General features: G+C 72.6%; 21 protein-coding genes and 2 tRNA genes. 15 read left to right on the top strand and 8 right to left on the bottom strand.

Features of this window, described 5'->3' with window-relative positions:
* Positions 1 to 10 precede the first annotated feature (10 nt).
* A complete protein-coding gene (gene rpmH, locus LPU43_RS05255) occupies positions 11 to 148 on the bottom strand; it encodes a 50S ribosomal protein L34 (protein ID WP_089002791.1) in 138 nt (45 codons plus the stop codon).
* 608 nt (positions 149 to 756) lie between these two features.
* On the opposite strand from rpmH, the gene dnaA reads away from it, so the two are divergent.
* The 5 genes from dnaA (at position 757) to LPU43_RS05230 (ending at position 7,340) form a co-directional block, all read left to right on the top strand.
* Entirely contained in the window at positions 757 to 2,676 is a 1,920-nt protein-coding gene (gene dnaA, locus LPU43_RS05250; protein ID WP_255684272.1) for a chromosomal replication initiator protein DnaA, read from the top strand.
* A gap of 801 nt (positions 2,677 to 3,477) precedes the next feature.
* Positions 3,478 to 4,611, top strand: coding sequence for a DNA polymerase III subunit beta (gene dnaN / locus LPU43_RS05245; RefSeq protein ID WP_229399066.1), 1,134 nt, complete (start codon positions 3,478 to 3,480; stop codon positions 4,609 to 4,611).
* Positions 4,612 to 4,649: 38 nt separating this feature from the next.
* Positions 4,650 to 5,522 (top strand): phosphogluconate dehydrogenase (NAD(+)-dependent, decarboxylating), encoded by an 873-nt coding sequence (gnd, locus tag LPU43_RS05240; RefSeq protein ID WP_229399064.1) that lies wholly within the window; start codon positions 4,650 to 4,652, stop codon positions 5,520 to 5,522.
* A gap of 17 nt (positions 5,523 to 5,539) precedes the next feature.
* Positions 5,540 to 6,673 (top strand): DNA replication/repair protein RecF, encoded by a 1,134-nt coding sequence (gene recF, locus LPU43_RS05235; protein ID WP_229399063.1) that lies wholly within the window; start codon positions 5,540 to 5,542, stop codon positions 6,671 to 6,673.
* Positions 6,663 to 7,340, top strand: coding sequence for a DciA family protein (locus tag LPU43_RS05230; RefSeq protein WP_229399062.1), 678 nt, complete (start codon positions 6,663 to 6,665; stop codon positions 7,338 to 7,340). The genes recF and LPU43_RS05230 overlap by 11 nt, the downstream gene beginning before the upstream one ends.
* 4 nt (positions 7,341 to 7,344) lie before the next feature.
* On the opposite strand, the gene LPU43_RS05225 is transcribed toward LPU43_RS05230, so the two are convergent.
* Together LPU43_RS05225 and LPU43_RS05220 are read right to left on the bottom strand one after the other, a co-directional pair.
* Positions 7,345 to 7,614 carry a hypothetical protein gene (locus LPU43_RS05225; RefSeq protein ID WP_229399061.1) on the bottom strand — a complete coding sequence of 90 codons (270 nt, stop codon included), beginning with the start codon at positions 7,612 to 7,614 and terminating at the stop codon, positions 7,345 to 7,347.
* A 46-nt stretch (positions 7,615 to 7,660) separates the two neighbouring features.
* On the bottom strand, positions 7,661 to 8,215 hold the full coding sequence (locus LPU43_RS05220; RefSeq protein WP_229399060.1) for a hypothetical protein: 555 nt from the start codon (positions 8,213 to 8,215) through the stop codon (positions 7,661 to 7,663).
* 507 nt (positions 8,216 to 8,722) lie between these two features.
* Here LPU43_RS05220 and gyrB point away from each other — a divergent pair.
* The 6 genes from gyrB (at position 8,723) to LPU43_RS05190 (ending at position 16,005) form a co-directional block, all read left to right on the top strand.
* Positions 8,723 to 10,669, top strand: a complete 1,947-nt coding sequence (gyrB, locus tag LPU43_RS05215) for a DNA topoisomerase (ATP-hydrolyzing) subunit B (RefSeq protein WP_229399059.1) — start codon at positions 8,723 to 8,725, stop codon at positions 10,667 to 10,669.
* Between the two features lie 237 nt (positions 10,670 to 10,906).
* Positions 10,907 to 14,581: an intein-containing DNA gyrase subunit A gene (gyrA, locus tag LPU43_RS05210; RefSeq protein ID WP_373321659.1), complete on the top strand. Its 3,675-nt coding sequence runs from the start codon at positions 10,907 to 10,909 to the stop codon at positions 14,579 to 14,581.
* Positions 14,582 to 14,584: 3 nt separating this feature from the next.
* Entirely contained in the window at positions 14,585 to 15,493 is a 909-nt protein-coding gene (locus LPU43_RS05205) for a DUF3566 domain-containing protein (protein ID WP_229399057.1), read from the top strand.
* Positions 15,494 to 15,644: 151 nt separating this feature from the next.
* Positions 15,645 to 15,718, top strand: a tRNA-Ile gene (locus tag LPU43_RS05200).
* Positions 15,719 to 15,761: 43 nt separating this feature from the next.
* A complete protein-coding gene (locus tag LPU43_RS05195; RefSeq protein ID WP_229399056.1) occupies positions 15,762 to 15,890 on the top strand; it encodes a DLW-39 family protein in 129 nt (42 codons plus the stop codon).
* Positions 15,891 to 15,929: 39 nt separating this feature from the next.
* Positions 15,930 to 16,005 (top strand) — tRNA-Ala (locus LPU43_RS05190).
* 169 nt (positions 16,006 to 16,174) lie between these two features.
* Here LPU43_RS05190 and LPU43_RS05185 read toward each other — a convergent pair.
* From LPU43_RS05185 to LPU43_RS05175, 3 genes are all read right to left on the bottom strand, one after another.
* Positions 16,175 to 16,588: a VOC family protein gene (locus tag LPU43_RS05185; RefSeq protein ID WP_229399055.1), complete on the bottom strand. Its 414-nt coding sequence runs from the start codon at positions 16,586 to 16,588 to the stop codon at positions 16,175 to 16,177.
* Positions 16,589 to 16,731: 143 nt separating this feature from the next.
* Positions 16,732 to 16,974, bottom strand: a complete 243-nt coding sequence (locus tag LPU43_RS05180) for a cold-shock protein (protein ID WP_229399054.1) — start codon at positions 16,972 to 16,974, stop codon at positions 16,732 to 16,734.
* Positions 16,975 to 17,019: 45 nt separating this feature from the next.
* The gene (locus LPU43_RS05175; protein ID WP_229399053.1) at positions 17,020 to 17,937 is read right to left on the bottom strand and encodes an aldo/keto reductase; all 918 of its coding nucleotides are present in this window, start codon (positions 17,935 to 17,937) and stop codon (positions 17,020 to 17,022) included.
* 62 nt (positions 17,938 to 17,999) lie between these two features.
* On the opposite strand from LPU43_RS05175, the gene LPU43_RS05170 reads away from it, so the two are divergent.
* From LPU43_RS05170 to LPU43_RS05155, 4 genes are all read left to right on the top strand, one after another.
* Positions 18,000 to 18,368, top strand: a complete 369-nt coding sequence (locus tag LPU43_RS05170; RefSeq protein ID WP_229399052.1) for a MerR family transcriptional regulator — start codon at positions 18,000 to 18,002, stop codon at positions 18,366 to 18,368.
* Between the two features lie 111 nt (positions 18,369 to 18,479).
* On the top strand, positions 18,480 to 19,115 hold the full coding sequence (locus LPU43_RS05165; protein ID WP_229399051.1) for a hypothetical protein: 636 nt from the start codon (positions 18,480 to 18,482) through the stop codon (positions 19,113 to 19,115).
* A gap of 152 nt (positions 19,116 to 19,267) precedes the next feature.
* Positions 19,268 to 20,233 carry an L-threonylcarbamoyladenylate synthase gene (locus LPU43_RS05160; RefSeq protein ID WP_229399328.1) on the top strand — a complete coding sequence of 322 codons (966 nt, stop codon included), beginning with the start codon at positions 19,268 to 19,270 and terminating at the stop codon, positions 20,231 to 20,233.
* 121 nt (positions 20,234 to 20,354) lie between these two features.
* Positions 20,355 to 20,774 carry a CBS domain-containing protein gene (locus LPU43_RS05155; RefSeq protein ID WP_229399050.1) on the top strand — a complete coding sequence of 140 codons (420 nt, stop codon included), beginning with the start codon at positions 20,355 to 20,357 and terminating at the stop codon, positions 20,772 to 20,774.
* A 68-nt stretch (positions 20,775 to 20,842) separates the two neighbouring features.
* Here the strand turns inward: LPU43_RS05155 and LPU43_RS05150 are convergent, their stop codons facing one another.
* Together LPU43_RS05150 and LPU43_RS05145 are read right to left on the bottom strand one after the other, a co-directional pair.
* The gene (locus tag LPU43_RS05150) at positions 20,843 to 21,661 is read right to left on the bottom strand and encodes an MBL fold metallo-hydrolase (protein ID WP_229399049.1); all 819 of its coding nucleotides are present in this window, start codon (positions 21,659 to 21,661) and stop codon (positions 20,843 to 20,845) included.
* A 52-nt stretch (positions 21,662 to 21,713) separates the two neighbouring features.
* Complete coding sequence (locus tag LPU43_RS05145; protein ID WP_229399048.1) at positions 21,714 to 26,309, bottom strand: HAD-IC family P-type ATPase; 4,596 nt, start codon at positions 26,307 to 26,309, stop codon at positions 21,714 to 21,716.
* Positions 26,310 to 26,435: the final 126 nt, after the last annotated feature.

The raw sequence follows: 26,435 nt of genomic DNA, 5'->3' as shown, positions 1-26,435 counted from the left end.
ACCGGTCGGCTCAGGCCGACAGGCGGGCGCGGCCCTTGGAGCGACGGGTCGAGAGGATGGCGCGGCCGGCCCGGGTGCGCATGCGCAGCCGGAAGCCGTGGGTCTTCGCGCGCCGGCGGTTGTTCGGCTGGTAGGTGCGCTTGCTCACGTCAGGCTCTCCGTTTTCCGTACGCCCCGGGCGCGAGACCGTCGGGGTCGTGTGGTGGTCCAGGCCACCTCGGCGGTGGCCCCCGTTCCGTGCTGCCCGGCGGCGCGACACCTCGGCGACGCGGGGAGGCGACCGCGGACAGCAAGCACGCACCACCCTAGCAGAGGGCGGCAGAGCAGCCGCTCCAGCCTACGCAGGGCCGCAGTGACCGTCAAACACCCCGGAATCGGCCGCGAGCCGCGCGAGCGCGACCGATGCGCTGGTTTTCACTGATGTCGACAACGGCGTCACTGCCTCGGCGGTTGAAGGTCGCGGCCCCGCGCTGTTAGCGTGCGCGTTTGCGGTCGGCGCCGTCGCCCGTCGTCGCGCGGGTCGGCACGATCCCGGTGTCGCCGGCAGGCAAGACCCGACAAGGCAGTGAATCGTTCGGCACGGTGAAACCCGCTTCAGCGCCCGCCCGGACAGGGGGCAGGTCCGACCCGAATCCGGCGGGGGGCCACAATCGGTCAGTACACACAGGCTGTGGATAACTTGTGGATGACGACCGGTCGGCCCTCGGGCCGGACCACAGCGGCGGTCGGGAGCAGAGGCGAGGGGGTGGCACGACGGTGGCCGGTACGACCGACCTTGCCGCGGTGTGGACGGCGGCGACGGACGAGCTCGCCGACGAGATCATCTCCGCCCAGCAACGCGCGTACCTGCGGCTCACCCGCCTCCGCGCGATCGTGGAGGACACCGCTCTGCTCTCCGTGCCGGACGCCTTCACCCGGGACGTGATCGAGTCCCGGCTGCGGCCCGCCATCACCGAGGCGCTGACCCGCCGGCTGGGTCGGCCGATCCAGGTGGCGGTGACCGTCCGGGTCGCCGAGGACGCGGTCGGCCGGCCGGCCGGCACGGTCTACCGCAGCGTTCCCGAGGTGACCCCCTCCGGGCCGCCGGGTCTCGACGGGCCGCCCGCATTCGATTCGCGGAGCTACGACGGCCCGGTGGGAGACCGGCACGAGCCGGAGCCGGGCTTCCCCCCGCCGGACTACCCCGGCCGGGGTGAGCTGGACCACGCCGACCACGGGCCACCGGGGCGGGCGGGCCGTGACGGCACGGGTCACCCGGAGCGCGACGACGCCGGCCACCCGGTCCGGGGGGCGGGGGAGCCCGGACCGGAGGCCATCCGGCCCGCACCGGCCGACGACGACCAGCGGCCCGGGTTCGTCCCGGGCAGCCGCGACGCCCAGGGGGCCCTGTTCAGCGCCGCCTTCGCCGAGCCGGCGGGCCCGGGGCTGCCGGACCCCGAGCGGCGGGGCTTCGAGGAGCGCGGCCGGATCGCCACGGGCGGGGACGCCGGGCACTTCGAGCGCCGGTACGCCGACGGGGTCGCCCCCGTCGCCGGACAACGCCTGCCGCGCGACGGCGGCACCGACAGCGGCCCGGGGCGCGGTGGCGTGGATCACCGACCGGGCGGCCGGGACGACCGGCGGCTGCCCGGGGGCGTGGAGGCCGGCGGGAACCGGCTGAACCCGAAGTACATGTTCGAGACGTTCGTCATCGGCTCGTCGAACCGGTTCGCGCACGCGGCTTCGGTCGCCGTGGCCGAGTCGCCGGCCAAGGCGTACAACCCGCTGTTCATCTACGGCAGCTCGGGGCTGGGCAAGACGCACCTGCTGCACGCCATCGGGCACTACGCCACGACGCTGGGCAACGCCCGCTCGGTCCGGTACGTCTCGACCGAGGAGTTCACGAACGACTTCATCAACTCGCTGCGCGACGACAAGACCAGCGCGTTCCAGCGCCGCTACCGCGACGTCGACATCCTGCTGATCGACGACATCCAGTTCCTGGAGAACCGCGAGCGGACCCAGGAGGAGTTCTTCCACACCTTCAACACGCTGCACAACGCGAACAAGCAGATCGTCATCACCTCCGACCGGTCGCCGAAGCAGCTCGCGACGCTGGAGGACCGGCTGCGCACCCGGTTCGAGTGGGGCCTGCTGGCCGACATCCAGCCGCCGGACCTGGAGACCCGCATCGCGATCCTCCAGAAGAAGGCGGCCCAGGAGCGCCTGTACGCGCCGCCGGACGTACTGGAGTTCATCGCGTCCCGGGTGTCGAACTCGATCCGGGAGCTGGAGGGGGCGCTCATCCGGGTCACCGCGTTCGCCAGCCTCACCCGGTCGACGGTGGAGCTGTCGCTGGCCGAGGAGGTGCTGCGGGACTTCATCCCCGACGGCGCCGGGCCGGAGATCACCGCCGACCAGATCATGGTCTCCACCGCCGACTACTTCGGCGTCAGCCTGGAGGACCTGCGGGGGCACTCCCGCTCGCGGGTGCTGGTCAACGCCCGCCAGGTCGCCATGTACCTGTGCCGGGAGCTGACGGACCTCTCCCTGCCCCGCATCGGGCAGGCGTTCGGCGGCCGGGACCACACCACGGTCATGCACGCCGACCGGAAGATCCGCCAGCAGATGGCGGAGCGCCGCTCGCTGTACAACCAGATCGCCGAGCTGACCAACCGGATCAAGCAGACCGCCTGAGCCGTACCCGTCCGGGCCGAGCGCGCGGGCCGGACGGCGTCCCCACCGGGTGAGCCCGGTCACTTTCCCCGTTCGGCCCGGCTGTCCACAGGACGTGCCGGGCCGCTTCGCGTGGACCCTCGACCCGGTTGAGCCCCCAGAATCGGGTCGTGCCCGTCCACAGCTTCCACATCTTGTCCACAGCCGGTTGTCCACATCTGTGGATAACTACGGTCCGCCTCGACCCGGTTACCCACAGACTGTGGACAAACTCTGGGGACGGACCTGTGGACGGCTGGGGACAGAGCCGCCGTTGTCCACCGATCCTGGGCCGCCTGTGAATTTCCTGTTGAAGGTTCTGGGGACAACGGCGTCCGAGGCGGGCCGCTCTGTCCACAGACCTGGGGAGAAAGTCGGTGGATAACCGGTGGATAACCGGTGGACAGCGGTGGATAACCCGGTGGACGGGACGGGCCTGTGGATGAGGGGGCGAGTTATACCCCGGGTTCTCCACAGGTAAACCACCGGTGGATAACCTTCTGACCTGGGCAGACGCGGGTTTTCCACAGTTTGCACAGGTGCGATGAAGACGATGGGTTTGTTCTTCTAAGAGAACAAAAACCAATCATCACCGTTGGACTTCCTGTGGATCGCCTCGTCGCGGCCCGGCAGAGCCGGTCGGCACCGACGCGATCCACGGGGCCGGACGCACAGCCGATGCCCTCGCGCCCTAAGGTGCGATGGGTACCCGCACGGTCGGGCGGGACGGTGGGCAGCGGTCGGCATGAGAGAGTTGTCGCTGACGTCGACGCGGAGGCATTGATGAAGTTCCGAGTGGAGCGCGACGCGCTCGCCGAGGCCGTGGCGTGGACCGCGAAGAGCCTGCCCAACCGGCCGTCCGTACCGGTCCTGGCCGGCGTGATGCTCCGGGTGACCGACGGGCACCTGCACGTCTCCGGCTTCGACTACGAGGTCTCCAGCCAGGTGACCGTCGAGGTGCAGGGCGACGCCGACGGCGCCGCGCTGGTCTCCGGCCGGCTGCTTGCCGAGATCACCAAGGCGCTGCCGGCCAAGCCGGTGGACATCGCCGCGGTCGGCGCGCACCTGGAGCTGGTCTGCGGCAGCGCGCGGTTCACCCTCCCCACCATGCCGGTGGAGGACTACCCCTCCCTGCCCGAGATGCCCGAGAGCGCCGGCACGGTCGACGCCGCCGCGTTCGCCGCCGCGGTCGCCCAGGTCGCCGTGGCCGCCGGCCGGGACGAGACGCTGCCGATGATGACCGGCGTGCGCATCGAGCTCTCCGGCGGCAACCTGGCCATGCTCGCCACCGACCGGTACCGGCTCGCCCTGCGCGAGATGGAGTGGAACCCGGACGACCCCGAGGTGAGCATCAACGCCCTGGTGCCCGCCCGCACCCTGCACGACACCGCCAAGGCCCTCGGCCCGCTCGGCGGCCACGTCACGATGGCGCTCTCCCAGGGCGCGGCCGGCGAGGGCATGATCGGCTTCTCCGGCGGCACCCGCCGCACCACCAGCCGGCTGCTCGACGGGGCCAACTACCCGCCGGTGCGCTCGCTCTTCCCCAGCAGCCACAACGCCGAGGCCCGGGTCGCGGTCAGCACCCTCATCGAGGTCGTGAAGCGCGTCGCGCTCGTCGCCGAGCGCACCACCCCGGTGCTGCTCAGCTTCAGCTCCGACGGGCTGGTCGTCGAGGCCGGCGGCACCGAGGAGGCCCGGGCCAGCGAGGCCATGGACGCCACCTTCACCGGCGACCCGCTGACCATCGGCTTCAACCCGCAGTACCTGATCGACGGCCTGTCGAACCTGGGCGCGCAGTTCGCGCTGCTCGCGTTCGTCGACGCCTTCAAGCCGGCCGTGATCTCTCCGGCGGGCGAGGATGGCGAGGTCATCCCCGGGTACCGGTACCTCATCATGCCGATCCGCGTCTCCCGCTGATCGCACCCCTGACCCAGACGCAGCGAAGGTAGGAACAGATGCAGCTCGGCCTGGTAGGACTCGGCCGGATGGGCGGCAACATGCGCGAGCGGCTGCGCGCCGCCGGGCACGAGGTCGTCGGCTACGACCGCAACGCCGAGATCAGCGACGTCGCCAGCCTGGCCGAGCTGGCCGAGAAGCTCGACGGGCCCCGCGCCGTCTGGGTGATGGTCCCGGCCGGTGTCACCGACGCGACCATCGACGAGCTCGCCGGCCTCCTCGGCGAGGGCGACATCATCATCGACGGCGGCAACTCGCGGTTCAGCGACGACGCGCCCCGCGCGCAGCGGCTCGCCGAGCAGGGCATCGGCTACCTCGACGTCGGCGTCTCCGGCGGCGTCTGGGGCAAGCAGAACGGGTACGCCCTGATGGTCGGCGGCGCGCAGGAGCACGTCGACCGGCTCATGCCGATCTTCGAGGCGCTCAAGCCGGCCGGCGAGTTCGGCTTCGTGCACGCCGGTCCGGTCGGTGCCGGCCACTACGCGAAGATGGTGCACAACGGCATCGAGTACGGCCTGATGCACGCCTACGCCGAGGGCTACGAGCTGCTGGCCAAGTCCGAGATCGTGACCAACGTGCCGGGCGTGTTCAAGTCCTGGCGCGAGGGCACGGTGGTCCGCTCCTGGCTGCTCGACCTGCTCGACCGGGCCCTCGACGAGGACCCGGAGCTGGCCGAGCTGAGCGGCTACACCGAGGACACCGGCGAGGGCCGCTGGACGGTCGACGAGGCGGTCCGGCTCGCCGTGCCGCTGAACGTCATCACCGCGTCGCTGTTCGCCCGCTTCGCCTCCCGGCAGGACGACTCGCCCGCGATGAAGGCCGTCGCCGCCCTGCGCCAGCAGTTCGGCGGGCACGCCGTCCGCAAGCGCTGAGCGGCAGCAACCCACCTGTGTACGTCCGCCGGCTCGAACTGGTCGACTTCCGCTCGTACGAGCGGGTCGGCGTCGACCTGGAGCCCGGCCCGAACGTGCTGGTCGGCGCCAACGGCGTGGGCAAGACCAACCTCGTCGAGGCGCTGGGCTACGTGGCGACCCTGGACTCGCACCGGGTCGCCACGGACGCCCCCCTGGTCCGGATGGGCGCCTCCTCGGCGGTGATCCGCTGCGCCGTGGCGCACGACGGGCGGGAGCTGCTCGTCGAGCTGGAGATCGTCCCCGGCAAGGCCAACCGGGCCCGGCTGGGGCGGTCGCCGGCCCGGCGGGCCCGGGACGTGCTCGGCGCGCTGCGGCTGGTGCTGTTCGCCCCGGAGGACCTGGAACTCGTCCGGGGCGACCCGGCCGAGCGCCGCCGCTACCTCGACGACCTGCTGGTCAGCCGCCAGCCCCGGTACGCCGGCGTGCGCGCCGACTACGAGCGGGTGGTCAAGCAGCGCAACGCCCTGCTGCGCACCGCGTACCTGGCCCGCAAGACGGGCGGCTCGCGCGGGGGCGACCTGTCCACCCTCGCGGTCTGGGACACCCACCTGGCCCGGCACGGGGCCGAGCTGCTCGCCGGCCGGCTGGAGCTGGTCGCCGCGCTCACCCCGCACGTCACGAAGGCGTACGACGCGGTGGCGGCCGGGCACGGGGCGGCGGCCATCGCGTACCGGCCGTCGGTGGAGCTGACCGACCCCGGCCCGGACCGGGAGGCGCTGGCCGCGGCGCTGAGCGCGGCGCTGGCCGAGTCCCGTGGCGCCGAGGTGGAACGGGGCACCACGCTGGTCGGCCCGCACCGCGACGACCTGGTCCTTACCCTCGGCCCGCTGCCCGCCAAGGGGTACGCCAGCCACGGCGAGTCCTGGTCGTTCGCGCTGGCCCTGCGGCTGGCCGGGTACGACCTGCTCCGCGCCGACGGCATCGAGCCGGTGCTGGTGCTCGACGACGTCTTCGCCGAGCTGGACGCGGGCCGCCGGGAACGGCTCGCGGAGCTGGTCGGCGGGGCCAGCCAACTGCTGGTCACCTGCGCCGTGGACGACGACGTGCCCGCCGGCCTGCGCGGCGTCCGGTACCGGGTGGGCGAGGGGACGGTGCGCCGTGTCGGATGAGCCGGACCTCCCGCCGGCCCGCCTCGGGCCCGAGCGCCGGGGGCGTACCCCCGCCGAGGGCGCGCCCGACGCGCGCCGCGCGGGTCGGCGCGACGGTAGCCCCACGGCGGGCCCGGCCGGACGGCCCGACGGCCCGGCCGACGGCGACGGCGCTCCCGCCGGGGCGGCCGGGCCGGAACTGGCCCGGGCGGTGCTGGACGCCGCAAAGGCGCGACGCGAGGCGGCGGCCCGCACCCGGCGGCGCAGCGTCGTCTCGGGCGACGGTGAGGGCGGCCAGCGGCTGCGCGGCTACTCCGGCCCGGGGCCGGATCCGCGCGACCCGCAGCCGCTGGGCGCGGTGCTGAGCCGGCTGGTGAAGGCGCGCGGCTGGGAGCAGCCGGCCGCCGAGGCGACGGTCTTCGGCGCGTGGGAGCGGGTGGTCGGCCCGGAGGTGGCCCAGAACAGCCGTCCGGTGAAGCTGGAGAATGGCGAGCTGACCGTGGAGGCGCGGTCGACCGCGTGGGCGACGCAGTTGCGGCTGCTCGCCGCCTCCCTGATCAGGCAGATCGCCAGCGAGGTGGGCCACAACGTGGTGCGCAAGCTGCACATCCACGGCCCGGCCGCGCCGTCCTGGTCGCGGGGGCCGCGCCGGGTCCGGGGCCGGGGGCCCCGCGACACGTACGGCTGACGGGTCAGCGCCCGGCGCGCCGGGCCTCGCTCTCGGCGCGCTTGCGTTCCCGCTGCTCGCGGCTCCACTGCTTGCGCCGCTCCAAGTCCTGCTTCCAGGCGTCCCGGGCGTGCTGCGAGCCGCCCTGCACCGCTCCCTGCACCTCGGACGGGCCGGCGAGGTTGCGGAACACCCAGCCCATGAGCCGGCCGCCCTTACCCGAGGAGTCGCCAACCTGCTCGTCGCCGCTCATCCGCCTGACCTCCCCCTCGGCGCCGTCGAGGCGCCTCCGCACCCCCAATTGGTACACGAGGTGATCGCGGGCGACCCGGTCGGCCCGGTCACGCGTCGGCGTAGACGGCGAAGCCGCGCTCGGCGCAGCGGCGGTAGAAGGCGGCCAGCACGCTCAGCTCGGGGCAGGTGAAGTCCCACTGCGGCGGGTCGCCGTTGTCGTCGCGCAGGGCGTCGAGCCGGGTGCCCAGCCAGCGCAACTGCTGCTCGGCGAGGCGGCCGTCGGCGAGCAGCTCGCGCAGCACCGCGCTGACCGAGTCGAAGTCGACCGTCTCCCCGTGCGGGCGGTGCCCGGCCACGAAGCGCTCGATGCCGCCCGCGATCCAGGAGCAGCCGTCCGGGTCGATCACCGGGTCCTCGTCCTCGGCCGCCGCGTCCGTGGCGTAGAGCACATTCTCCAGCCCGAGCAGGAGGTCGACCAGCTCGGTGTAGGCCGTCGCCCGCACCGTGCCGGTCTTGGCGATGTGTTCCGCGAGGGCCGCCGTCGGCGCGGAGATCCGCGGCAGGTCGACGATCTCGCCGAAGTCGACGAACTCGGCCGGCGCGACCGGGTCGTAGAAGCGGCCGGTCCGCGGCCAGTGCACCGCGACGTTGTCCAGCCCCATCTGGTGTCACCCCTTGAGAGCACGTGTCGGAGCGTTCGCCGTCGATCGTCCGGTTCCGACCGGAAAAGATCAAGACGGACCACGCTGGGCGCCGCAAAGGTACGCCCAACCCCGATTCCCCGCGACCCCCGCCCCCGGCGGTGCGGCCCCGCGATCCGGGGGAGCCGTGTGGGGGGATCCGTGGGTGGCGCGGTTCGGCCCGCTACGGAGTTCTCAGCCGCCGCGAAGGGGTGCCGAGTGGCGGTTCTGTCGTTCGCGCACAGTAAGATTGGGGGTGAGACGAAGACTCGACACGGAACGACGGACACGGGCCCGCCACGGGCCCGCGATCATTGTTCCACGTCGGGTCGAGCCGATCGCGATCCGCGGGCAACCGCGGCGACCGGCGTCACGGGCCGCACCGGATCGCTCCGGCGGCGGCCCGCGCGCCGACGTCGCGTCCTGTCCGCCGAACCCGCGCCCGACGTGCCGCTTCCCGGCACCGGCGGCGCGAGAAAGTGGCCGAGGGTGGCAGCGCAGGACAAGCAGGAGTACGGCGCCGAGTCGATCACCGTCCTCGAGGGGCTCGAGGCGGTCCGCAAGCGGCCGGGCATGTACATCGGGTCGACCGGCGAGCGCGGTCTGCACCACCTCGTGTGGGAGGTCGTCGACAACGCGGTCGACGAGGCGCTGGCCGGTCACTGCGACACCATCGACGTGGTGCTGCTGGCCGACGGCGGGGTCCGGGTGACCGACAACGGCCGTGGCTTCCCGGTCGACCTGCACCCCAAGTTGAAGAAGCCCGGCGTCGAGGTGGCGCTCACCGTGCTGCACGCCGGCGGCAAGTTCGACGGCAAGGCGTACGCCGTATCCGGCGGTCTGCACGGCGTCGGCGTGTCGGTCGTGAACGCCCTCTCCACCAGGATGGCGGTGGAGATCCACAAGTCCGGCTTCGTCTGGCGGCAGCAGTACGCCAACTCGAAGCCGAACCCGCTGGAGAAGGGCGAGACCACCGACCGCACCGGCTCGGCCGTCGCCTTCTGGCCCGACCCCGACGTCTTCGAGACCACTCACTTCGACTTCCAGACCATCTACCGCCGCCTCCAGGAGATGGCCTTCCTCAACCGCGGCCTCTCCATCCACCTGCTCGACGAGCGGGTCGAGGACGGCGAGGAGGGCAAGCCCCGCGAGGTCACCTTCTGCTACAAGGGCGGCATCGCCGACTTCGTCCGGCACCTCAACGCCTCGAAGACCCCGATCCACAAGACGGTGGTCGAGTTCGGCGCCGAGGAGGAGGGCATGTCGGTTGAGATCGCCATGCAGTGGAACGAGTCGTACGGCGAGTCGGTCTACACCTTCGCCAACACGATCAACACCCACGAGGGCGGCACCCACGAGGAGGGCTTCCGGGCCGCGCTGACCAGCGTGGTCAACCGCTACGGCGCGGAGAAGAAGCTGCTCAAGGGCGACGAGAAGCTCTCGGGCGAGGACATCCGGGAGGGGCTGGCCGCGATCATCTCGGTCAAGCTGGCCAACCCGCAGTTCGAGGGGCAGACCAAGACCAAGCTCGGCAACACCCCGGTGAAGAGCTTCGTCCAACGGGTCTGCAACGAGTGGCTGGTGGATTGGTTCGACCGGAACCCGGCCGAGGCGAAGATTATCATTCAGAAGGCGTCCCAGGCGGCGCGCGCCCGCATCGCCGCCCAGCAGGCGCGCAAGCTGGCCCGGCGCAAGTCGCTGCTGGAGTCCGGCTCGATGCCCGGCAAGCTGGCCGACTGCCAGTCCACCGACCCGCGCGAGTCCGAGGTCTTCATCGTCGAGGGCGACTCGGCGGGAGGGTCGGCCAAGCAGGGCCGCGACCCGCGCACCCAGGCGATCCTGCCGATCCGCGGCAAGATCCTCAACGTGGAGAAGGCCCGGATCGACCGGGTGCTGAAGAACGCCGAGGTCCAGGCGCTGATCACCGCGCTGGGCACCGGCATCCACGACGACTTCGACATCGACAAGCTGCGGTACCACAAGACGGTGCTGATGGCCGACGCCGACGTCGACGGCCAGCACATCCAGACGCTGCTGCTCACCCTGCTGTTCCGCTTCATGCGGCCCCTGGTCGAGCTGGGGCACGTCTACCTGGCGGCCCCGCCGCTCTACAAGATCAAGTGGAACAAGAAGGGCGACGACGCCCAGTACGCGTACTCCGACCGGGAGCGGGACGGCCTGATCGCGCTGCGCCAGCAGAAGAAGCCGAACGCCAAGCCGGACGACATCCAGCGGTTCAAGGGCCTCGGCGAGATGAACTACCCGGAGCTCTGGGAGACCACGATGAACCCGGCGACGCGCACCCTGCGCCAGGTGACCCTGGACGACGCGGCGGTCGCGGACGAGCTGTTCAGCGTGCTGATGGGTGAGGACGTCGAGGCGCGACGCTCCTTCATCCAGCGCAACGCCAAGGACGTCCGCTTCCTGGACATCTGACGACCCGGCGGGCCGCCCGGGCGGCCCGCCGGTGTCCCCGTCGATCCACAGGGTTATCCACAGTGCGGCCGGTTTCCACAGCGGTTATCCACAGCACGAAACCGACTCTGATTCTGATAAGGGTTAACAGTGACCGATACCCCCGAGTCCACCCCGAGCGAGCCCGAGGTCCCCGAGGCCGCCACTGCGGCAGTCGTGGCGCACGACCGCATCGAGCCGGTCGGGCTCGAGGTGGAGATGCAGCGCTCCTACCTCGACTACGCGATGAGCGTCATCGTCGGGCGGGCGCTGCCGGACGTCCGGGACGGGCTCAAGCCGGTCCACCGCAAGATCCTCTACGCGATGTTCGACTCCGGCTACCGGCCGGACCGCGGCTACGTGAAGTGCTCCCGGGTCGTCGGCGACGTGATGGGTCAGTTCCACCCGCACGGCGACTCGGCCATCTACGACGCGCTGGTCCGGATGGCGCAGCCCTGGTCGCTGCGCTACCCGCTGGTCGACGGCAACGGCAACTTCGGCTCGCCCGGTAACGATCCTGCTGCGGCGATGCGTTACTGCCTGACCGCAGATGCCCGTATTCGTACCGCCGACGGCAGCGTGCGGATCGGCGACCTCGTCCCGGGCGCGACGCCGGGCAGCGAGACCGACGTCGAGCTCAAGGTCCGCGACCGCAACGGCGACCTGGTCCGCGCCTCCAAGTTCTTCCACTCCGGCGAGCACCCCACGCTGCGGCTGCGCACCCGCGAGGGGTACGAGCTGACGGGCACCCACAACCACCCGGTGCTCTGCCTGGTGGACGTGGCCGGCGTGCCGACGCTGCTGTGGAAGCTGCTCGCCGAGATCTCCCCGGGCGACCGGGTGGTCCTTGCGCGCACGGTGCCGGACGAGATCGGCTACCCGATGCTGGAGCACGTCGAGGCCGCCGTCCTCGCGGGCGCCTTCGTCAGCGAGGGCTGGGTGTCGGCGAACCGGGCCGGCTTCAACAACGTCGACCGGGAGTTCTTCGTCCGGGTCCTCGCCGCCTACGACCTCGCCGTGGGTGGCCCGCGCTACGTCAGCCAGCGCGTGATCGCCTCGGGCAGCGTGCTGCACGAGCTCGACATCCAAAACCTCACCGCGCTGCGGGCGAGCATCCTCGGCGAGCTGGTCGGGGCGCGCAGCGCCGACAAGTTCGTGCCCGAGTTCGTCTGGCAGGGCCCGGCGGCGATCAAGCGCGCCTTCCTCCAGGCGCTCTTCGAGGGCGACGGCTCGTCGTCGTTGCTGCCGCGCAACACCATCCAGGTCTCGTACTCCACCCGCAGCGAGCGGCTGGCCCGCGAGGTGCAGCAGCTCCTGCTGGAGTTCGGCGTGGTCAGCCGGCAGTGCCGGTACGACGACGGCGAGATCAAGGTCGTCGTCACCAACCGCCGCGACGCGCGGATCTTCGCCGCCCACGTCGGCTTCCTCGGCCGCAAGCAGGCCAAGCTGGAGGCCGAGCTGGCGAACGTGCCGGCCACCAGCACGGCGCTCTCCGGCGACCACGTCCCGCTGGTCGGCGACTTCATCCGCGAGCACGGCGCGACCCGGTGGACCGAGCGCGACTGGCTGCGTCGGCACAACGTCGACCGGATCGAGCGCTGGGAGCGGGACCGCGACGAGATCGCCGCCCGGATCACGAACCCCGAGGTGCTCGACGTGGTCGAGCCCCTGGTCGACGGCCGGTTCTACTACGCCGAGGTGGTCGGCGTCACCGACGCGGGCGTGCAGCCGGTCTACAGCATCCGGGTGGACACCGACGACCACTCGTTCGTCTCCGACGGTTTCGTCAGCCACAACACCGAATGCAAGCTCGACCCGCTGGCGATGGAGATGCTGCGGGACATCGACGAGGACACCGTCGACCTCCAGGACAACTACGACGGCCGGGCCAAGGAGCCCACGATCCTGCCGTCGCGCATCCCGAACCTGCTGATCAACGGCTCCGAGGGCATCGCGGTCGGCATGGCCACCAAGATCCCGCCGCACAACCTGCGCGAGATCGGCGCGGCCGTGCAGTGGTGCCTGGAGAACCCGGACGTCGACGAGGCCACCACCCTCGACGCGCTCATCGAGATCGTCAAGGGCCCGGACTTCCCGACCCACGGCCTGATCGTCGGCACGCAGGCGATCCAGGACGCGTACCGGACGGGTCGCGGCTCGATCCGGATGCGGGCCGTGGTGGAGGTCGAGGAGGACAAGCGCGGCCGGCCCTGCCTGGTGGTCAGCGAGCTGCCCTACCAGGTGAACCCGGACAACCTGGCCGAGCGGATCGCCGAGCTGATCAAGGAGGGCAAGCTCGCCGGCATCGCCGACATCCGGGACGAGTCCTCCGGGCGTACGGGAATGCGGATCGTGCTCGTGCTCAAGCGCGACGCGGTCGCCAAGGTGGTGCTGAACAACCTCTACAAGCACACCCAGCTCCAGGAGACGTTCGGCGCGAACATGCTGGCCCTGGTCGACGGCGTGCCGCGCACGCTGAACCTGGCCCAGTTCATCCGCTACTACGTGGAGCACCAGATCGAGGTGATCCGGCGGCGCACGGCCTTCCGGCTGCGCAAGGCCGAGGAGCGGGCGCACATCCTGCGCGGTCTGTCCAAGGCGCTGGACGCCCTCGACGAGGTGATCGCGCTGATCCGGCGCTCGCCCACGGTCGAGGACGCCCGGCAGGGCCTGATCCGGCTGCTGGAGATCGACGAGATCCAGGCCACCGCGATCCTGGACATGCAGCTCCGCCGGCTCGCCGCCCTGGAGCGGCAGCGCATCCTCGACGACCTGGCCAAGCTGGAGCTGGAGATCGCCGACCTCAAGGACATCCTGGCCAAGCCGGAGCGGCAGCGCCGGATCGTCTCGGAGGAGCTGGGCGAGATCATCGCCAAGTGGGGTGACGAGCGGCGGACGAAGATCGTGCCGTTCGACGGCGAGGTCTCGATGGAGGACCTGATCGCCCGCGAGGACGTGGTGGTCACCATCACCCGCACCGGGTACGCCAAGCGGACGAAGGTCGACCTGTACCGCTCGCAGCGGCGCGGCGGCAAGGGCGTCAGCGGGGCCACGCTGCGGCAGGACGACATCGTCAGCCACTTCTTCGTCTGCTCCACACACGACTGGATCCTGTTCTTCACGAACAAGGGCCGGGTGTACCGGGCCAAGGCGTACGAGCTTCCGGAGGCCAGTAGGGTAGCCAAGGGCCAACACGTGGCCAATCTGCTCGCCTTCCAAGCGGACGAGCAGATCGCGCAGATCATTGAAATCCCGAACTACCAGGTGGCCCCCTACCTGGTACTGGCCACGAAGAACGGCCTGGTGAAGAAGACGCGGCTCGAGGAGTTCGACTCCAACCGTTCCGGCGGAGTCATCGCGATCAACCTGCGCGATGAGGACGAGCTGGTCGGTGCTGCCCTGGTGGCGCCGGAGGACGACCTGCTGCTCGTGTCGAAGAACGCGCAGGCGATCCGCTTCAACGCCACCGACGAGGCGCTCCGGCCGATGGGTCGGGCCACGTCGGGCGTGATCGGCATGCGGTTCAGCGACGAGGACGTCCTGCTCGCGATGGAGGTCGTCCGCGAGGGCCTGGACGTTCTGGTGGCGACGAACGGGGGATACGCGAAACGTACCCCGATCGAGGAATACCCGGTCCAGGGCCGGGGAGGTAAGGGCGTGCTGACTGCGAAGATCACCGAGCGCCGCGGTGGTCTGGTCGGCGCTGTGGTGATCCACCCGGACGACGAGCTGTTCGCCATCACCAGCAACGGTGGCGTCATCCGGACTCCGGTGAAGCCTGTACGCCGTACCCGGGACCGGAACACAATGGGGGTCAAGCTGATGGACCTCCCGGACGGCGTGACTATCGTGGCGATTGCTCGCAATGCCGACGAGCCTGACGAACAGGACTAGTTGATGACGGAGACACAGGCGAAGTCGGGGAACAAGGGGACCTCGGCCAAACCGGTCGACGAGGAGGCCGCCGCCAAGGGCGGCGCACCAGCGACCGGCCGCGCGGTCGTGGGCCGGGCAACGGTCCCCGCCGACGCGCCTGCCCCGAAGTTCACCCGGGCCCCGGGCATGGCACCGCCACCGGACTCCCCCGGCGACGATTCGGGGGCGGAGGAGAAGACCGAGACATCCGGCGTCGACGCGCCCACCTCCGCGGCGGCTCCGGCCGTGGCGGCGGGCGGCGGCACCCGTCCGACGGCGACCCAGCCGATCAAGACAGGCGGCGGTCAGTCGGCGTCCAGCAGCGCGTCCACCGGCACGCTGCCCCGGATCGGGGGCGGCACCAAGCCCCAGCCGGACGGCGCCCGGCCGGGTGGCTCGGGCCGCCCGGCCAGCGGCGGCGGGCTGCCGCCGGGAGTCGCCGGCACGGCCGCCGTCGGGGCCGCGCGGGTGGGTGACGCGGTACGCGCCGCGCGTACCTCGGTCAGCTCGGCCGCGTCGCGCGGGCCCCGCCGGGCCCGGCTGAACCTCAAGCGGATCGACCCCTGGTCCGTGATGAAGTTCGCATTCGCCGTCTCCGTGGTCCTGTTCATCGTGGTGGTCGTCGCCACCTCGGTGCTCTACCTGGCGCTGGACGCGATGGGTGTGTTCCAGAGCGTCAACGACAGCCTGGGCGACCTGGTCAACGCCGGCGGCGGGCAGAGCACCAGCGGCTTCCAGATCACCGCCAAGGGCGTGATCCTGAGCTCCGCGCTGATCGGCCTGGTCAACGTGGTGCTGTTCACCGCCCTCGCCACCCTCGGCGCGTTCGTCTACAACGTATGCGCCGACCTGGTCGGCGGGATCGAGCTGACCCTCGCCGAGCGGGACTGACCGCCTCCGACGCCGGGGCGCGCTGCGAAAGCGGTCGCCCCGGCGTCGTGCGTCCGGGTAGTTTCGGGGGTACGCGAGCGGCGAGGGCCGGCCGCCGACCCCCGATTTGGGAGGCGACGGGCGGATGGGTTAACCTTGGCCGTCGCCACGCGGGGCTATAGCTCAGTCGGTTAGAGCGCAGAGCTGATAACTCTGAGGTCGCTGGTTCGATTCCAGCTAGCCCCACCGCACATCGTTACGACGTCTGTCGAGCGCAAGGGGTCGCCCCATGTTCAAGAAGCTTCTGATTCTGGCTGGCGTCGTCGGCGTCGCCGTGCTGGTCGCCAAGAAGGTCAAGGACTCCAACGACGAGCGCGCCCTGTGGCACGAGGCGACCACCGCGCCCGACCTGCGCTGACGCTCGGCCTGCCAGCTCCCGGCGGCTCCGTCCGCCTTCGGGGCCCTAGCTCAACTGGCAGAGCACTGCCTTTGCAAGGCAGGGGTTAGGGGTTCGAGTCCCCTGGGCTCCACCAATATCGCCTCTGAACAGGCGATTCCTCTTCGCAGGATTCACGGGCACAGGTCAGTCATGGTCTTGCGGCTGGACGGTCGCCTTGTTGGCACGTTCCGCCGCTGAGTTCAGGACCGAGCCGATGACGCAGCTGAGCCAGCGTCGGTCAGGAGAGGGTGGACGCCCGGCCGTCAGACGTCGGATTCGAGGGCGAAGGTGTTGCCGTCCGGATCCTGGAACCACGCGATACGTCCACCGCCGGCCCGAGCGGTGATTCCCCTAGCGTCATGTTCGAACTGGTCGTATCGGATGAACTCGACGCCGGACGAGACGAGCTCGTCAACGATCTGGTCGATGTCGTCGACGTACCATGTCGCCAGTGTCGCCGGGCTCTTTCCAGCAGTAACCGACTGGTACACGTTCAGTGCCGCCACGCCGCCAGAACCATAGACGCGGCTGCCATCGGCGATGTTGGCGCTGGGGCCCGACTGCAGCGTCTGTAGGCCCAGTTGGCCTTCGTAGAACGCGACCGCCCGTTGTATGTCGGACACGGCGATCGAAGTTCTGAGGTGATACCTGCTCAACGGCATGAACCACTGTCGCACGCGCAGCGCACTGGAGTCAGGGCGATCTAGGATGCGAGGGGTGCCGATGACCGGTGGGCGGCGGAGTGCGACACGCAGCCCCGCCGCGGACGCGATGGCGCTGCAGGCGGAGACCGCCGAAGCCGGAGCTGCGGGAGCGCTGGCTAACGCCCGGCTTGCAGGGCGGTGACCTCGACTGCCCTGGCTGGATAACCGTCCTGGCCTGGGACATCGTAGCGGCATTGCACCTGCTGGCCCGGTGCCAGGCTTCGGTAACCTTCAGCGGCAATGTGGCTGTAGTGCGCCCAGACGGTCAGGCCGACGTGATCGAGAGCGACTGTTCCCCAGCCCTCTTCGTCGTTCCAGGACTGCACCACGCCGGTGTCCTGAAGACCATGATCACTCACGGGTATCAGAGTATCGGCGGCCGGCATCCTCGTGGCCCGGATTCGTCAGTCGTGTGGAGTCCCGGCCTGGCTGGTTGCTCCGATGCGCTGAAACTGCGCCTCGCTCAGCGTGAGCCTGCCAGCGTCGAGGTTCTGTTCCAGGTGCGTGATGGACGTGGTGCCGGGGATCGGGAGCACGTTCGGGGCGCGGTGCAGGAGCCAGGCCAGTGCGACCTGGGAAGCGGTGACATCGAGCTCGCGGGCGATCGACTCGACCGCGCTTCCCTCGCGGGCGAGGTCGCCGATGGCCAGGGGAAAGAACGGGAGGAACGCGATGCCCGCGCCCGCGCTGTGGTCAACCACCGGGTCGTGGTCGCGGGCGGCGAGGTTGTAGAGGTTCTGCACCGCGGCGATCGGAGCGGTGCGGCGGGCCTCCTCGAGTTCGTCCACGGTGACCTCGGAGAGGCCGATGTGGCGGATCTTGCCTTCCTCGCGTAGCTGGGCGAGCGCGCCGACCTGGTCGGCGATCGGATAGTCGGGGTCGAGGCGGTGGAGCTGGAGCAGGTCGATCCTCTCCACGCGGAGGCGGCGCAGGCTCAGCTCGACCTGCTGCCGCAGGTAGGCCGGATGCCCCAGGGGTACCCACTCGGTCGGCGTGGGTCGCACGTTGCCGACCTTCGTGGCGATCACCAAACCGTCGGAGTACGGGTGGAGTGCCCGGGCGATCAGCTCCTCGCCCTCGCCGAGGGCGTACGCGTCGGCGGTGTCGATGAGCTGCACCCCGAGTTCCACGGCGCGGCGCAGCAGCCCGATCGCGCCAGAGGGATCGGCGGGCGCTCGCCAGATCTGCGCGCCGGCCTGGGTGCCGTCGCCGGTGGCGTCGGTCAGGCGCATCGTTCCGAGCCCGATGCGTCGCACCGGCAGGTCGTCGCCGAGCAGGAACGAGTGGTCAGGGGTCGTCGTCGCGGTCGTTGCTGTCGTCATGGCCAGGACGGTAGGTGCTGACGCTAGTGTCAGATGCAAGTCGCTCTGCGGAAGGAATCGTCATGGCCGGGTTCTCCGACGACACGATCAGCATCGGTGAGCTCTCCGACCGCACCGGCGTGAGCGTTCGAGCCCTGCGTTACTACGAGCAGCACGGCCTGCTCACTGCGGATCGCACCGGAACGAACCACCGCCGGTTCCGCCCTGACGCGATCGAGACCGTCCGCCGCATCCGCATGTTCCTCGACGCCGGCCTGCCCCTCGCCGTGGTGTCACAGGTCATGCCCTGCTTCGTCGATGACGGCGCACGGCTGCACGCCTGCGTCGCCGAGTACCTGCAGGACCACATGGAGGCGGTTCGGGAGCGGATCGAGGAGCTTGACGAGCAGCGCGGCACCATCGAACGTCTCCAACAACTGCTCGTCGCCTGACAGGCCCTACTCCATTTCGACGAGACCTCGGCCAGCCCGCCGAGCTTCGGCGCGTCGCCGACGATTCAAGATTCTTGACGCGGTTCAACGAGCCCTGCGTATCCTCGCGCAGTGATGATCGTGGGCAGGCTGGTCGGCGTTCTTGCGCTCGGGGCGGGCTTCGGTGCGGTCAGTTCCCTCAGCAATGCGCTGGCCTCGCCGTTCACACCGGTCGGAGGCCGGATAGCGGACACGGGCTGGGCTCGGGCCGCACAGATCGCGAGCCTGCTGCTGGATGCTGGTTGGGCATGGGCAGGACTGGCGGTGGCCGTGGGTTGGCTGGCTGGGTCACGGGCCCGAGGGGCTGTCGCCGGCGTTCTGGCATTGATCTCGGCCACGACGGCGTACTACGGCATGGACTCGGTCCTCCGGCAGGAGCCGTTTGCCCTGTATCAAAGCGAGATGCTGTTCTGGTGGCTCGGCAGCGCGATCTGCGGTGCGGCTCTCGGTGCTGTGGGTGCGTACATCGGGCGTCCCGGGGTGATCGGTCTGCTCGCGGGGCTGACGGTCCCGGTCGGGGCGGCCGTGCAGATGATCGTGCTGCCGCCCGGGGAGGGCATCCTGGTCATGAGTTCGGCGGCGAACTGGACGCGGTTGATCGTGTGGGTTGCCGCCGCGGCGAGTGCCGGTGTTGTCGTCACCCGCTTCCTCGCCGCGCGCAGAGGCGATGGATTGCCGGCGCTCTCGCCTGCGGCAGGTGCCGAGTAGGTCCGAGTTGGCATCGAGCGCAGGTCAGGTACGTTCGGCGAGCGATCTGCACCAGCTGCGAAACCGACGCGACGGGCCGGCCCACCCCGGCGGCGGTCCTGCCGTCGCACGCGCGTTAGCGTCGACGGGTGAGTACCGGAACCCCGCGTGTCCTGCCCGCCGAGGGCGGCATCGCCGAAGCCGCCTCCGTCCTGCGGTCCGGGGGGCTCGTGGCGTTTCCCACGGAGACCGTCTACGGGCTGGGCGCGAACGCGCTCGACGCCCGCGCGGCGGCCAGGATCTTCGAGGCGAAGCAGCGGCCGAGCTTCGACCCGCTGATCACCCACCTGGCCGACGCCGCTGACCTCTCCGCCCTGGTGGGGGCGGTGCCCCCGGCCGTGGCGGCGCTGGCGGAGCGCTTCTGGCCGGGCCCGCTGACGCTGATCGTGGACCGACCGGCGGCCATTCCGCCGATCGTCACGTCCGGGTTGGAGACGATGGCCGTGCGGGTGCCCGACGAGACGTCGGCGCGGGCGCTGATCCGCGCGGCGGGCGTGCCGGTGGCCGCGCCGAGCGCGAACCGGTTCGGCCAGCTCAGCCCCACGCGGGCGGAGCACGTGGTGGCGGGGCTCGGCGGGGCGGTGGACGTGGTGCTGGACGGGGGGCCGACCCGGTGCGGGATCGAGTCGACCATCGTGGACGCCCGGGGGGAGCACCCGGTGGTGCTGCGGCTGGGCGCGCTGCCGGTGGAGGCGCTGGCGGAGGCGGTCGGGCCGGTGACCGTACGGCCGGGCAGCTCCGGCCAGCCGGTGGCGCCCGGGACGCTGGCCGCGCACTACGCCCCGCGTACCCCGCTGCGGGTGGTCGAGGGGACGGGGCCGGCGGCCGGCGACGGCGGCCGGCGGGGACTGCTGGCCTTCCGGGAGCGACCGGCGGGCGGTGGCTGGGCGGCGGTCGAGGTGCTGTCGCCGGCCGGGGACCTCACGGTGGCGGCGGCGCGGCTGTTCGACGCGCTGCACCGGCTCGACGCGGCGGGGGTGACCGAGATCTTGGCCGAGCGCGTGCCGGACGTCGGGGTGGGTCGGGCGATCAACGACCGGCTGGGCCGGGCGGCGGCCACCTGGCATCCGGGCGGCTGACGCGGGCACCGGGGCGGGCACCGCGGTGCGTCGTCGACCGGCCGGGCGCGGGCGCATGGGCCGGGGCGGCCGGGGTAGGAGGAAGGGCACCATACGTCCCCGGAAGTGAGGTGCCACACCGATGCCGACCGCACGCGACATCATGACCAGCGACGTGACCTGCGTTCGTGAGCAGGACGACCTCAGGACGGCCGCCCGGCAGATGGCCCGGCTCGGCGTCGGTTCGCTGCCGATCTGCGGCGACGACAACCGGCTCAGGGGCATGTTGACCGACCGCGACATCGTGGTGAAGGTGCTGGCCGAGGGGCGCGACCCGGCCGTCGTGACCGTGGGCGAGCTGGCCCAGGGCGAGGCGGTCACGATCGGCGCGGACGACGACGCGGCCGAGGTCCTGCGCACCATGGGCAAGCACAAGGTACGCCGGCTGCCGGTGATCGACGGGCACGACCTCGTGGGGATCGTGGCCGTCGCCGACGTGGCCCGGTCGCTGCCGGAGCGGCCCGTGGGCGACCTCATCGAGGCCATCTCCGAGCGCGCCTGACCCCCGTACCCCATCGATCGCCGCCCTCCGCGACCAGCGCGAGGGGCGGCGATCGGTCATCCGGGGAATCAGGCGGGCCGGGCCGGCACGGGCGGGGTGAGCGGGACCGTCTCGCCCCGGTGGACGGTCCTGATCCGGTCGCCGAGGCCGCGCCGCCGGGCCTCGGCGAGGAAGTGCCCCAGGGGGGAGCGGAAGACGGGGTAGTCGTCGTAGTGGATCGGCACGGTGAGGCCGGGCCGGACCAGTTCGGTGAGGTCGGCGCCCTGCCGGGCGTCCATGGTGAGCAGGATGCCGGCGATCCGGGTGCCGCCGAGGTGGATCAGCATGGCGTCGATGTCGGGGTAGCGCTGCGGGATCTCGGCGAGCATCGGCCGGTTCAGGGTGTCGCCGGTGACGTAGAGCCGGAACCGGCGCTCGCCGTCGCGCTCCAGGTCGATCATCGTGCCCATCACGTCGGGCAGGGCCAGGTCCAGCAGGCCGGGGCCGTGCCGGCCGGGCATCGAGGTCAGCCGCAGGGTCTCGCCGCCCCGGCGCAGTTCCCGGGTACGCCAGGTGGGCAGCCCCTCGGCCGCCCGGAAGCCCCAGCGGCGCAGCTTCCGTTCCGCCTGCGGGGTGGTGACGATGGGCAGCGCCTTGTCGAGTTCCCGGCGGGCCACCCGGTCGAAGTGGTCGCCGTGCAGGTGGGACAGGACGACCGCGTCCAGCGACGGCAGTTGGGCGATCTCCAGCGCCGGGTCGGTGCGCCGGCGCGACCACAGGCCCCGGCCCAGGTACGCCCGCTGCCCCCGGTGCAGGAAGTTCGGGTCGGTGAGCAGGGTGAACCCGCCGATCCGCAGCACCGTCGTGGCTGTGCCGACGAAGGTGACCTCCGGTTGTTGCGTCGTCATCGTTCCCCACCTCCGCTCCCACCCGTACCCCGGCCCGCCGCGCCCATGCGGCTCACCCGGCCGTCGCGGCTTCGCCGCCGTCGGCGGGTGGTTCCTGCCCGGCCGGTGGCTCGTTCTCGCCGGATGCAGCCGGCGGCTCGTCCTTGCCGGGTGCGTTTGCCGGCGACTCCTCGCCGGGTGCGTCCTGCGGCGACTCCCCGCTGACGGGAAGGAGGCGGGTGAGCGCGCCGTTGGCGAGGGTGGCACCGAGCGCCGAGCAGGCCGCGATGCCCCAGCCGAACGGCCCGAGCGGGGTGCAGCCGAAGAAGTGGCTGACTCCCGGGGTCTGCACGACGGCGACCAGCGCACCGACCGACGCGGCCGTGGAGGCGAGCACGGCCGGGCTGGTCCCGCCGGCCAGCACGGTCTGCCCGAGCTGGGTGCCGACCAGCGAGGCGAGCGCGACCGTCCCGGCCCGGCGTCGCCGCCCGGTGTACCGGGCCAGCGTCCAGCCCGCCGTCGCGCCCAGGGTGGTCGACGCCGCGCGCAGCGCGATCTCCCGCCGCAGGGTCTCGCCGAGCGACGTGTCCGGGCCCTCCCGGAGCAGGTGGTCGGCGCGGTCGGCGGCGGGCGGCCGGACCGCGATGGCGAGCGCCGGCGCGAGGTCGGTGAGCAGGTTGACCAGGAGCAGTTGCCGCCCGTTGAGCGCCGACCGGCCGGTGCTGGCCGCGCTCAGCACGCTGAACGCGATCTCGCCGAGGTTGCCGCCCACGAGGATGCTCAGCGCGTGCCGGACCGACGACCACATGGCCCGCCCCTCGACCAGGGTGGCGATGATCGTCTCCAGCCGGTCGTCGGTCACCACCAGGTCGGCGGCGGCCCTGGCGGCCGGGGTGCCCCGTTGGCCGAGGGCGATGCCGACGTCGGCGAGCCGGATGGCCGGGGCGTCGTTGGTGCCGTCCCCGGTCATCGCCACCGTGCGGCCGTGCTTCTGCAACGCCTGGATGATCCGGACCTTGTGCGCGGGGGTGCAGCGGGCCACCACGTCGGTGCGGGCGAGCCGTTCGGCGAGCGCGTCGTCGTCGAGCCGGTCGAGTTCGACGCCCGTGGCCACCCGCTGGCCGCCGTCGTCGGGACTGATGAGCGAGGCGATGGCCTCGGCCGTCGCCGGGTGGTCGCCGGTGATCATGATGGTGTGCACGCCGGCCTGCCGGATGCGGCGCACGGCGGGGGCGGCCGAGCCGCGTACGCCGTCGGCGAGCGCCAGCAGGCCGACGAAGACCAGCCCGTCCACGTCGCCGTCGGTCACCGTCGCGCCGGTGACGTGGCGCTCGGCGACGGCCAGGACGCGGTGCCCGGCGGCGGCCCGGTCGGCGAGCATCCGGTGCAGCTCGTCGCGGCCGGCGTCGTCCAGCGGCCGGTCCCCGCCGTCGTCCGTGCGCCGGGCGACGCACCGGGGCACCACCGTCTCCGGCGCGCCCTTGACGCTGAGCAGCGTCGCACCCCCGGTCTCCCCGATCGTGGCGTGGTAGCCCCGGGACGGCTCGAACGGCAGGCCCCCCACCGCCCGCCAGCCCTCCGCGCCGACCCGCTCGTCGACCCCGGCGGTCGCGGCGCCCCGCCGTACCGCGCGGTCGGTGTGCTGCGGCAGCTCGTCCGGGTCGGCGGCGGGCGGGGTGGCCCGGAGGGCGGCGGCCAGGGTCAGCCGCAGCGGGCCGTCGAGCCGGTCCGGCGGGGCGTACCGGGTGCCGCCCGCGTCACCGACGCCCGCGAGCAGCAGTTGCCCCTCGGTGAGGGTGCCGGTCTTGTCGAAGCAGAGCACGTCGACGCGGCCCAGGGCCTCGATGGTGCGCGGGTTACGCACCAGCGCGCCGCGCTCGGCCAGCCGCCGGGCCGCCGCGAGCTGAGCGGCGTTGACCAGGAAGGGCAGCCCCTCCGGCACCGACGCCACCGCCAGGTTCGCGGCGGTCGCCGCCGTCTGCGCCAGGGGCACGCCGTGCAGCAGGCCCGCCCCGGCCACCGCCACCGCCGACCCGGCGGCCAGCGGAACGGCCGTCCTGGTCAGCGCGCCGAGCCGGGCCTCCACCCCGCTCGGCGGGGGCGCCTGCCGGGCCAGCGCCAGGCTGCGCCCCGCCTCGGTGTCCGCCCCGGTCGCCACCACCACGGCGGTGCCGTGCCCGGTGGCGATCGTGGTGCCCTCGTACAGCATGGAGCGCCGGTCCGCGACGGCGGCGGCGACCACCGGCTGGTCGGTCTTGCCGACCGGCAGCGACTCGCCGGTCAGCGACGACTCGTCCGCCTCCAGGCCGTCCGTCGCCAGCACCCGGCAGTCCGCCGGCACGGCGTCGCCCGGCCCGAGGACGACGACGTCGCCCGGCACCAGCTCCTCGGCGGCCACCACCCGTTCCTCGCCGTCGCGGCGGACCCGGGCGGTGACGGCGGTACGGGACAGCAACTCGGCCAGGGACCGCTCGGTGTTGCGCTGGTGCACCGCCCCGACCAGGGCGGACCCGCCGATCACCCCGCCGACGAGGGCGGCGTCCACCAGCGAGCCGAAGCTGGCGGAGAGCGCGGCCCCGGCGGCGAGCACCGGGGTGAGCGGGTTGGCCAGCTCGTCGACGAACGCGTGCAGCAGGCCGGACGACCCGGGCCGACCGTCGGGGAGGTCGGCGCGGCGGCGCTGCGCCTCCGCCGAGCTGAGCCCGTCCGCGCCGGTGTCGAACCGGTCGAGCACCGTGTCGACCGGCATCAGGTGCCACGCGGTCGGGGCGGGCGTCGGGGGCGCGGCGGGAGCCGGCAGCCGACCCGCCCGCCACATCCCGTTCGCGAAGGCGAGGGCGGCGGCCCCGTTCACGGCGGCGAGCGCCCGGACCGGCAGCCGCCGCCGGTCGGCGGTCAACGCGCCGAGGGCGCCGAGACCCGTGCCGGCCAGGGCCAGCCGGATGTTCTGCGCGGTCGTCCGGCGGGCCACCCCGGCGGCCTCGACGATCAGGGCGCAGACCCGCAGGTCGGTGCCGACCAGCAGGTGCGCGCCCCAGGGCGGCGGATCGTCCGGGCGGGACACCCCGAGCCCGCAGTCGGACACCGCGAGCGCCGCCCGGTCGGCGGAGAGCAGCATCACCACCGCGCCGTCGCGTTGCAGCCCGCGTACCGTCTCGGCGGTCCGGGCACCCCCGGGCAGCACGGCGTCGGCGAACGCGTACCGGCCGTCGTCGCCGGCCACCACCAGGCGCAGGCCGGCCCGCCGGGCGGCGGCCGGCAGGGCGTCCATCCCGGGGGCGGGCTCCGGCTCCACCCGGATCAGGGCGGCCAGCCGGTCACCCTCGGCGAGGCCGAGCAGCGTGCCGCCGCCCTCGCGCAGCCGCCGGCTGTCGTCGGTGTCGCCGGGGCCGGCGGCGTCGAGGTCGTCCAGCGGGCCGAGCCGCCAGCCGTCCGCCCGCTGCGTGCGGTCAGGGGCGGCCGGGTCGAACAGGGCGAAGGCGCGGGCCGCGACCCGCCCGGTCTCCGCCCCGGCCAGCGGGGCGAGGTCCGCGAGCGCCCCCCGTGCGGAGCCGAGGACCCCGGCGTCCAGCACCACCGTGTCGATCCGGTCCAGTTCGCGCAGCACGCTACGGTCCATCGCGATCACGCCGCGCCGGGCGAGCATCCGGCCGAGCTGGGCGGCGTACCCCTCGCGGCCGTTCCCGGGGGCGCGGGGCAGGCTGGCGAGGGCCAGCGAGGCGGCCCGCTTGTGGCCGACCAGCGGGACCGCCGCCGCGCCGGCCGCCGCGCCCGCCGTCAACATGCCGGTGACGAAGCGCTCGGCCGGCCCGTCCGGCTTCGGGCACGGGCGTTCGACGGGGGGCACCCGCGCCACCGCCCGGTCCGGGTCCCCGGTGAGCCGGGGTTCGGCCTTCGCCCAGGCGGCGAGCTGGGCGCGGGACTCTCCCCACTGGGCGACCCGCTGCGCGCCGTCGACGACCATGCCCATCCAGCCGCCGGCCAGCCCCTGCACGACCGCCTCGGCGAACGGGAAGATCACGTCGGTACGGGGGTCGGCGCGCAGTCCCCGGTCGACCAGGGCGTGCAGCTTCGGGTGCAGGTCGACGGCGCCGAGCAGCCCGACCACCTCCCCGGGGACCGGGGCCAGCGGCAGGATGCGGGTGGCGGCCGAGAGGGTCAGGCCGAGCGCGTCCGAGGCGAGCGCGCCGAGGGTGCGGGGCGTGCGTGGCCCCTCCTCGGGCGGGTGCGGCGGGGGAATCTCCGGATCCGGCTCGTGCTCGCAGGTGCGCTCGCACTCGGCCACCGTGGCGATCAGGTCGCGCAGCCTCGGCTCCGGCTCCTCGACGGCCACCACCACCCGGCCGGACGCGGCGTTCACCCGGGCCCACGCCACCCCGGGCATCCCTTCCAGCTCCCGCTCCACCTGGCGGGCCAGCCCGTCCCCGCCGTCCTGGCCGACGCCGTGCACCTCGATGTGGTGTCGGCCAGGACGGGACCAGACCCGGCGCTTGGTCAGGCCGGCCATCCGGGCCAGCCGGGCGGCGGCGTCACCGGCGGTGCGGGAGGCGTCGTCGAGCAGGTGCGGGACGGCCCGGGACGCCTCCGACACGCGGGAGGCGCCGCCGAGCAGGTGCGGCACCGCCACCGCCCCCAGGAGGCGGCCGGCGATCCGGGCCGGCGACGTCATCGAGTGGTACGGCCGGGGAGTCGCCGCCCGGCACCGCCGCTGCCTCTGCCGTACGCCATCTCGCCTCCCACGGTTCCGGTCCCGGCGGCCTGCCTTCCCGCGCGGGCGTGGGTCATGCCCCCGTCG

The organism is Micromonospora okii, from assembly GCF_020884795.1.
Taxonomy (GTDB): Bacteria; Actinomycetota; Actinomycetes; order Mycobacteriales; family Micromonosporaceae; genus Micromonospora; species Micromonospora okii.
Note: the sequence above shows the minus strand (reverse complement) of the source record. Positions and strands in the feature narration are given on the sequence as shown.

What these genes read in the sequence shown, in the direction of transcription:
- LPU43_RS05150 (WP_229399049.1), bottom strand. Translation starts at nt 21,661, where the DNA reads ATGACGACGCAACAACCGGAGGTCACCTTCGTCGGCACAGCCACGACG.
- LPU43_RS05175 (WP_229399053.1), bottom strand. Translation starts at nt 17,937, where the DNA reads ATGACGACAGCAACGACCGCGACGACGACCCCTGACCACTCGTTCCTG.
- dnaN (WP_229399066.1), top strand. Translation starts at nt 3,478, where the DNA reads ATGAAGTTCCGAGTGGAGCGCGACGCGCTCGCCGAGGCCGTGGCGTGG.
- LPU43_RS05205 (WP_229399057.1), top strand. Translation starts at nt 14,585, where the DNA reads ATGACGGAGACACAGGCGAAGTCGGGGAACAAGGGGACCTCGGCCAAA.
- LPU43_RS05220 (WP_229399060.1), bottom strand. Translation starts at nt 8,215, where the DNA reads ATGGGGCTGGACAACGTCGCGGTGCACTGGCCGCGGACCGGCCGCTTC.
- LPU43_RS05195 (WP_229399056.1), top strand. Translation starts at nt 15,762, where the DNA reads ATGTTCAAGAAGCTTCTGATTCTGGCTGGCGTCGTCGGCGTCGCCGTG.
- LPU43_RS05170 (WP_229399052.1), top strand. Translation starts at nt 18,000, where the DNA reads ATGGCCGGGTTCTCCGACGACACGATCAGCATCGGTGAGCTCTCCGAC.
- gnd (WP_229399064.1), top strand. Translation starts at nt 4,650, where the DNA reads ATGCAGCTCGGCCTGGTAGGACTCGGCCGGATGGGCGGCAACATGCGC.
- LPU43_RS05145 (WP_229399048.1), bottom strand. Translation starts at nt 26,309, where the DNA reads ATGACGTCGCCGGCCCGGATCGCCGGCCGCCTCCTGGGGGCGGTGGCG.
- gyrA (WP_373321659.1), top strand. Translation starts at nt 10,907, where the DNA reads ATGCAGCGCTCCTACCTCGACTACGCGATGAGCGTCATCGTCGGGCGG.
- LPU43_RS05155 (WP_229399050.1), top strand. Translation starts at nt 20,355, where the DNA reads ATGCCGACCGCACGCGACATCATGACCAGCGACGTGACCTGCGTTCGT.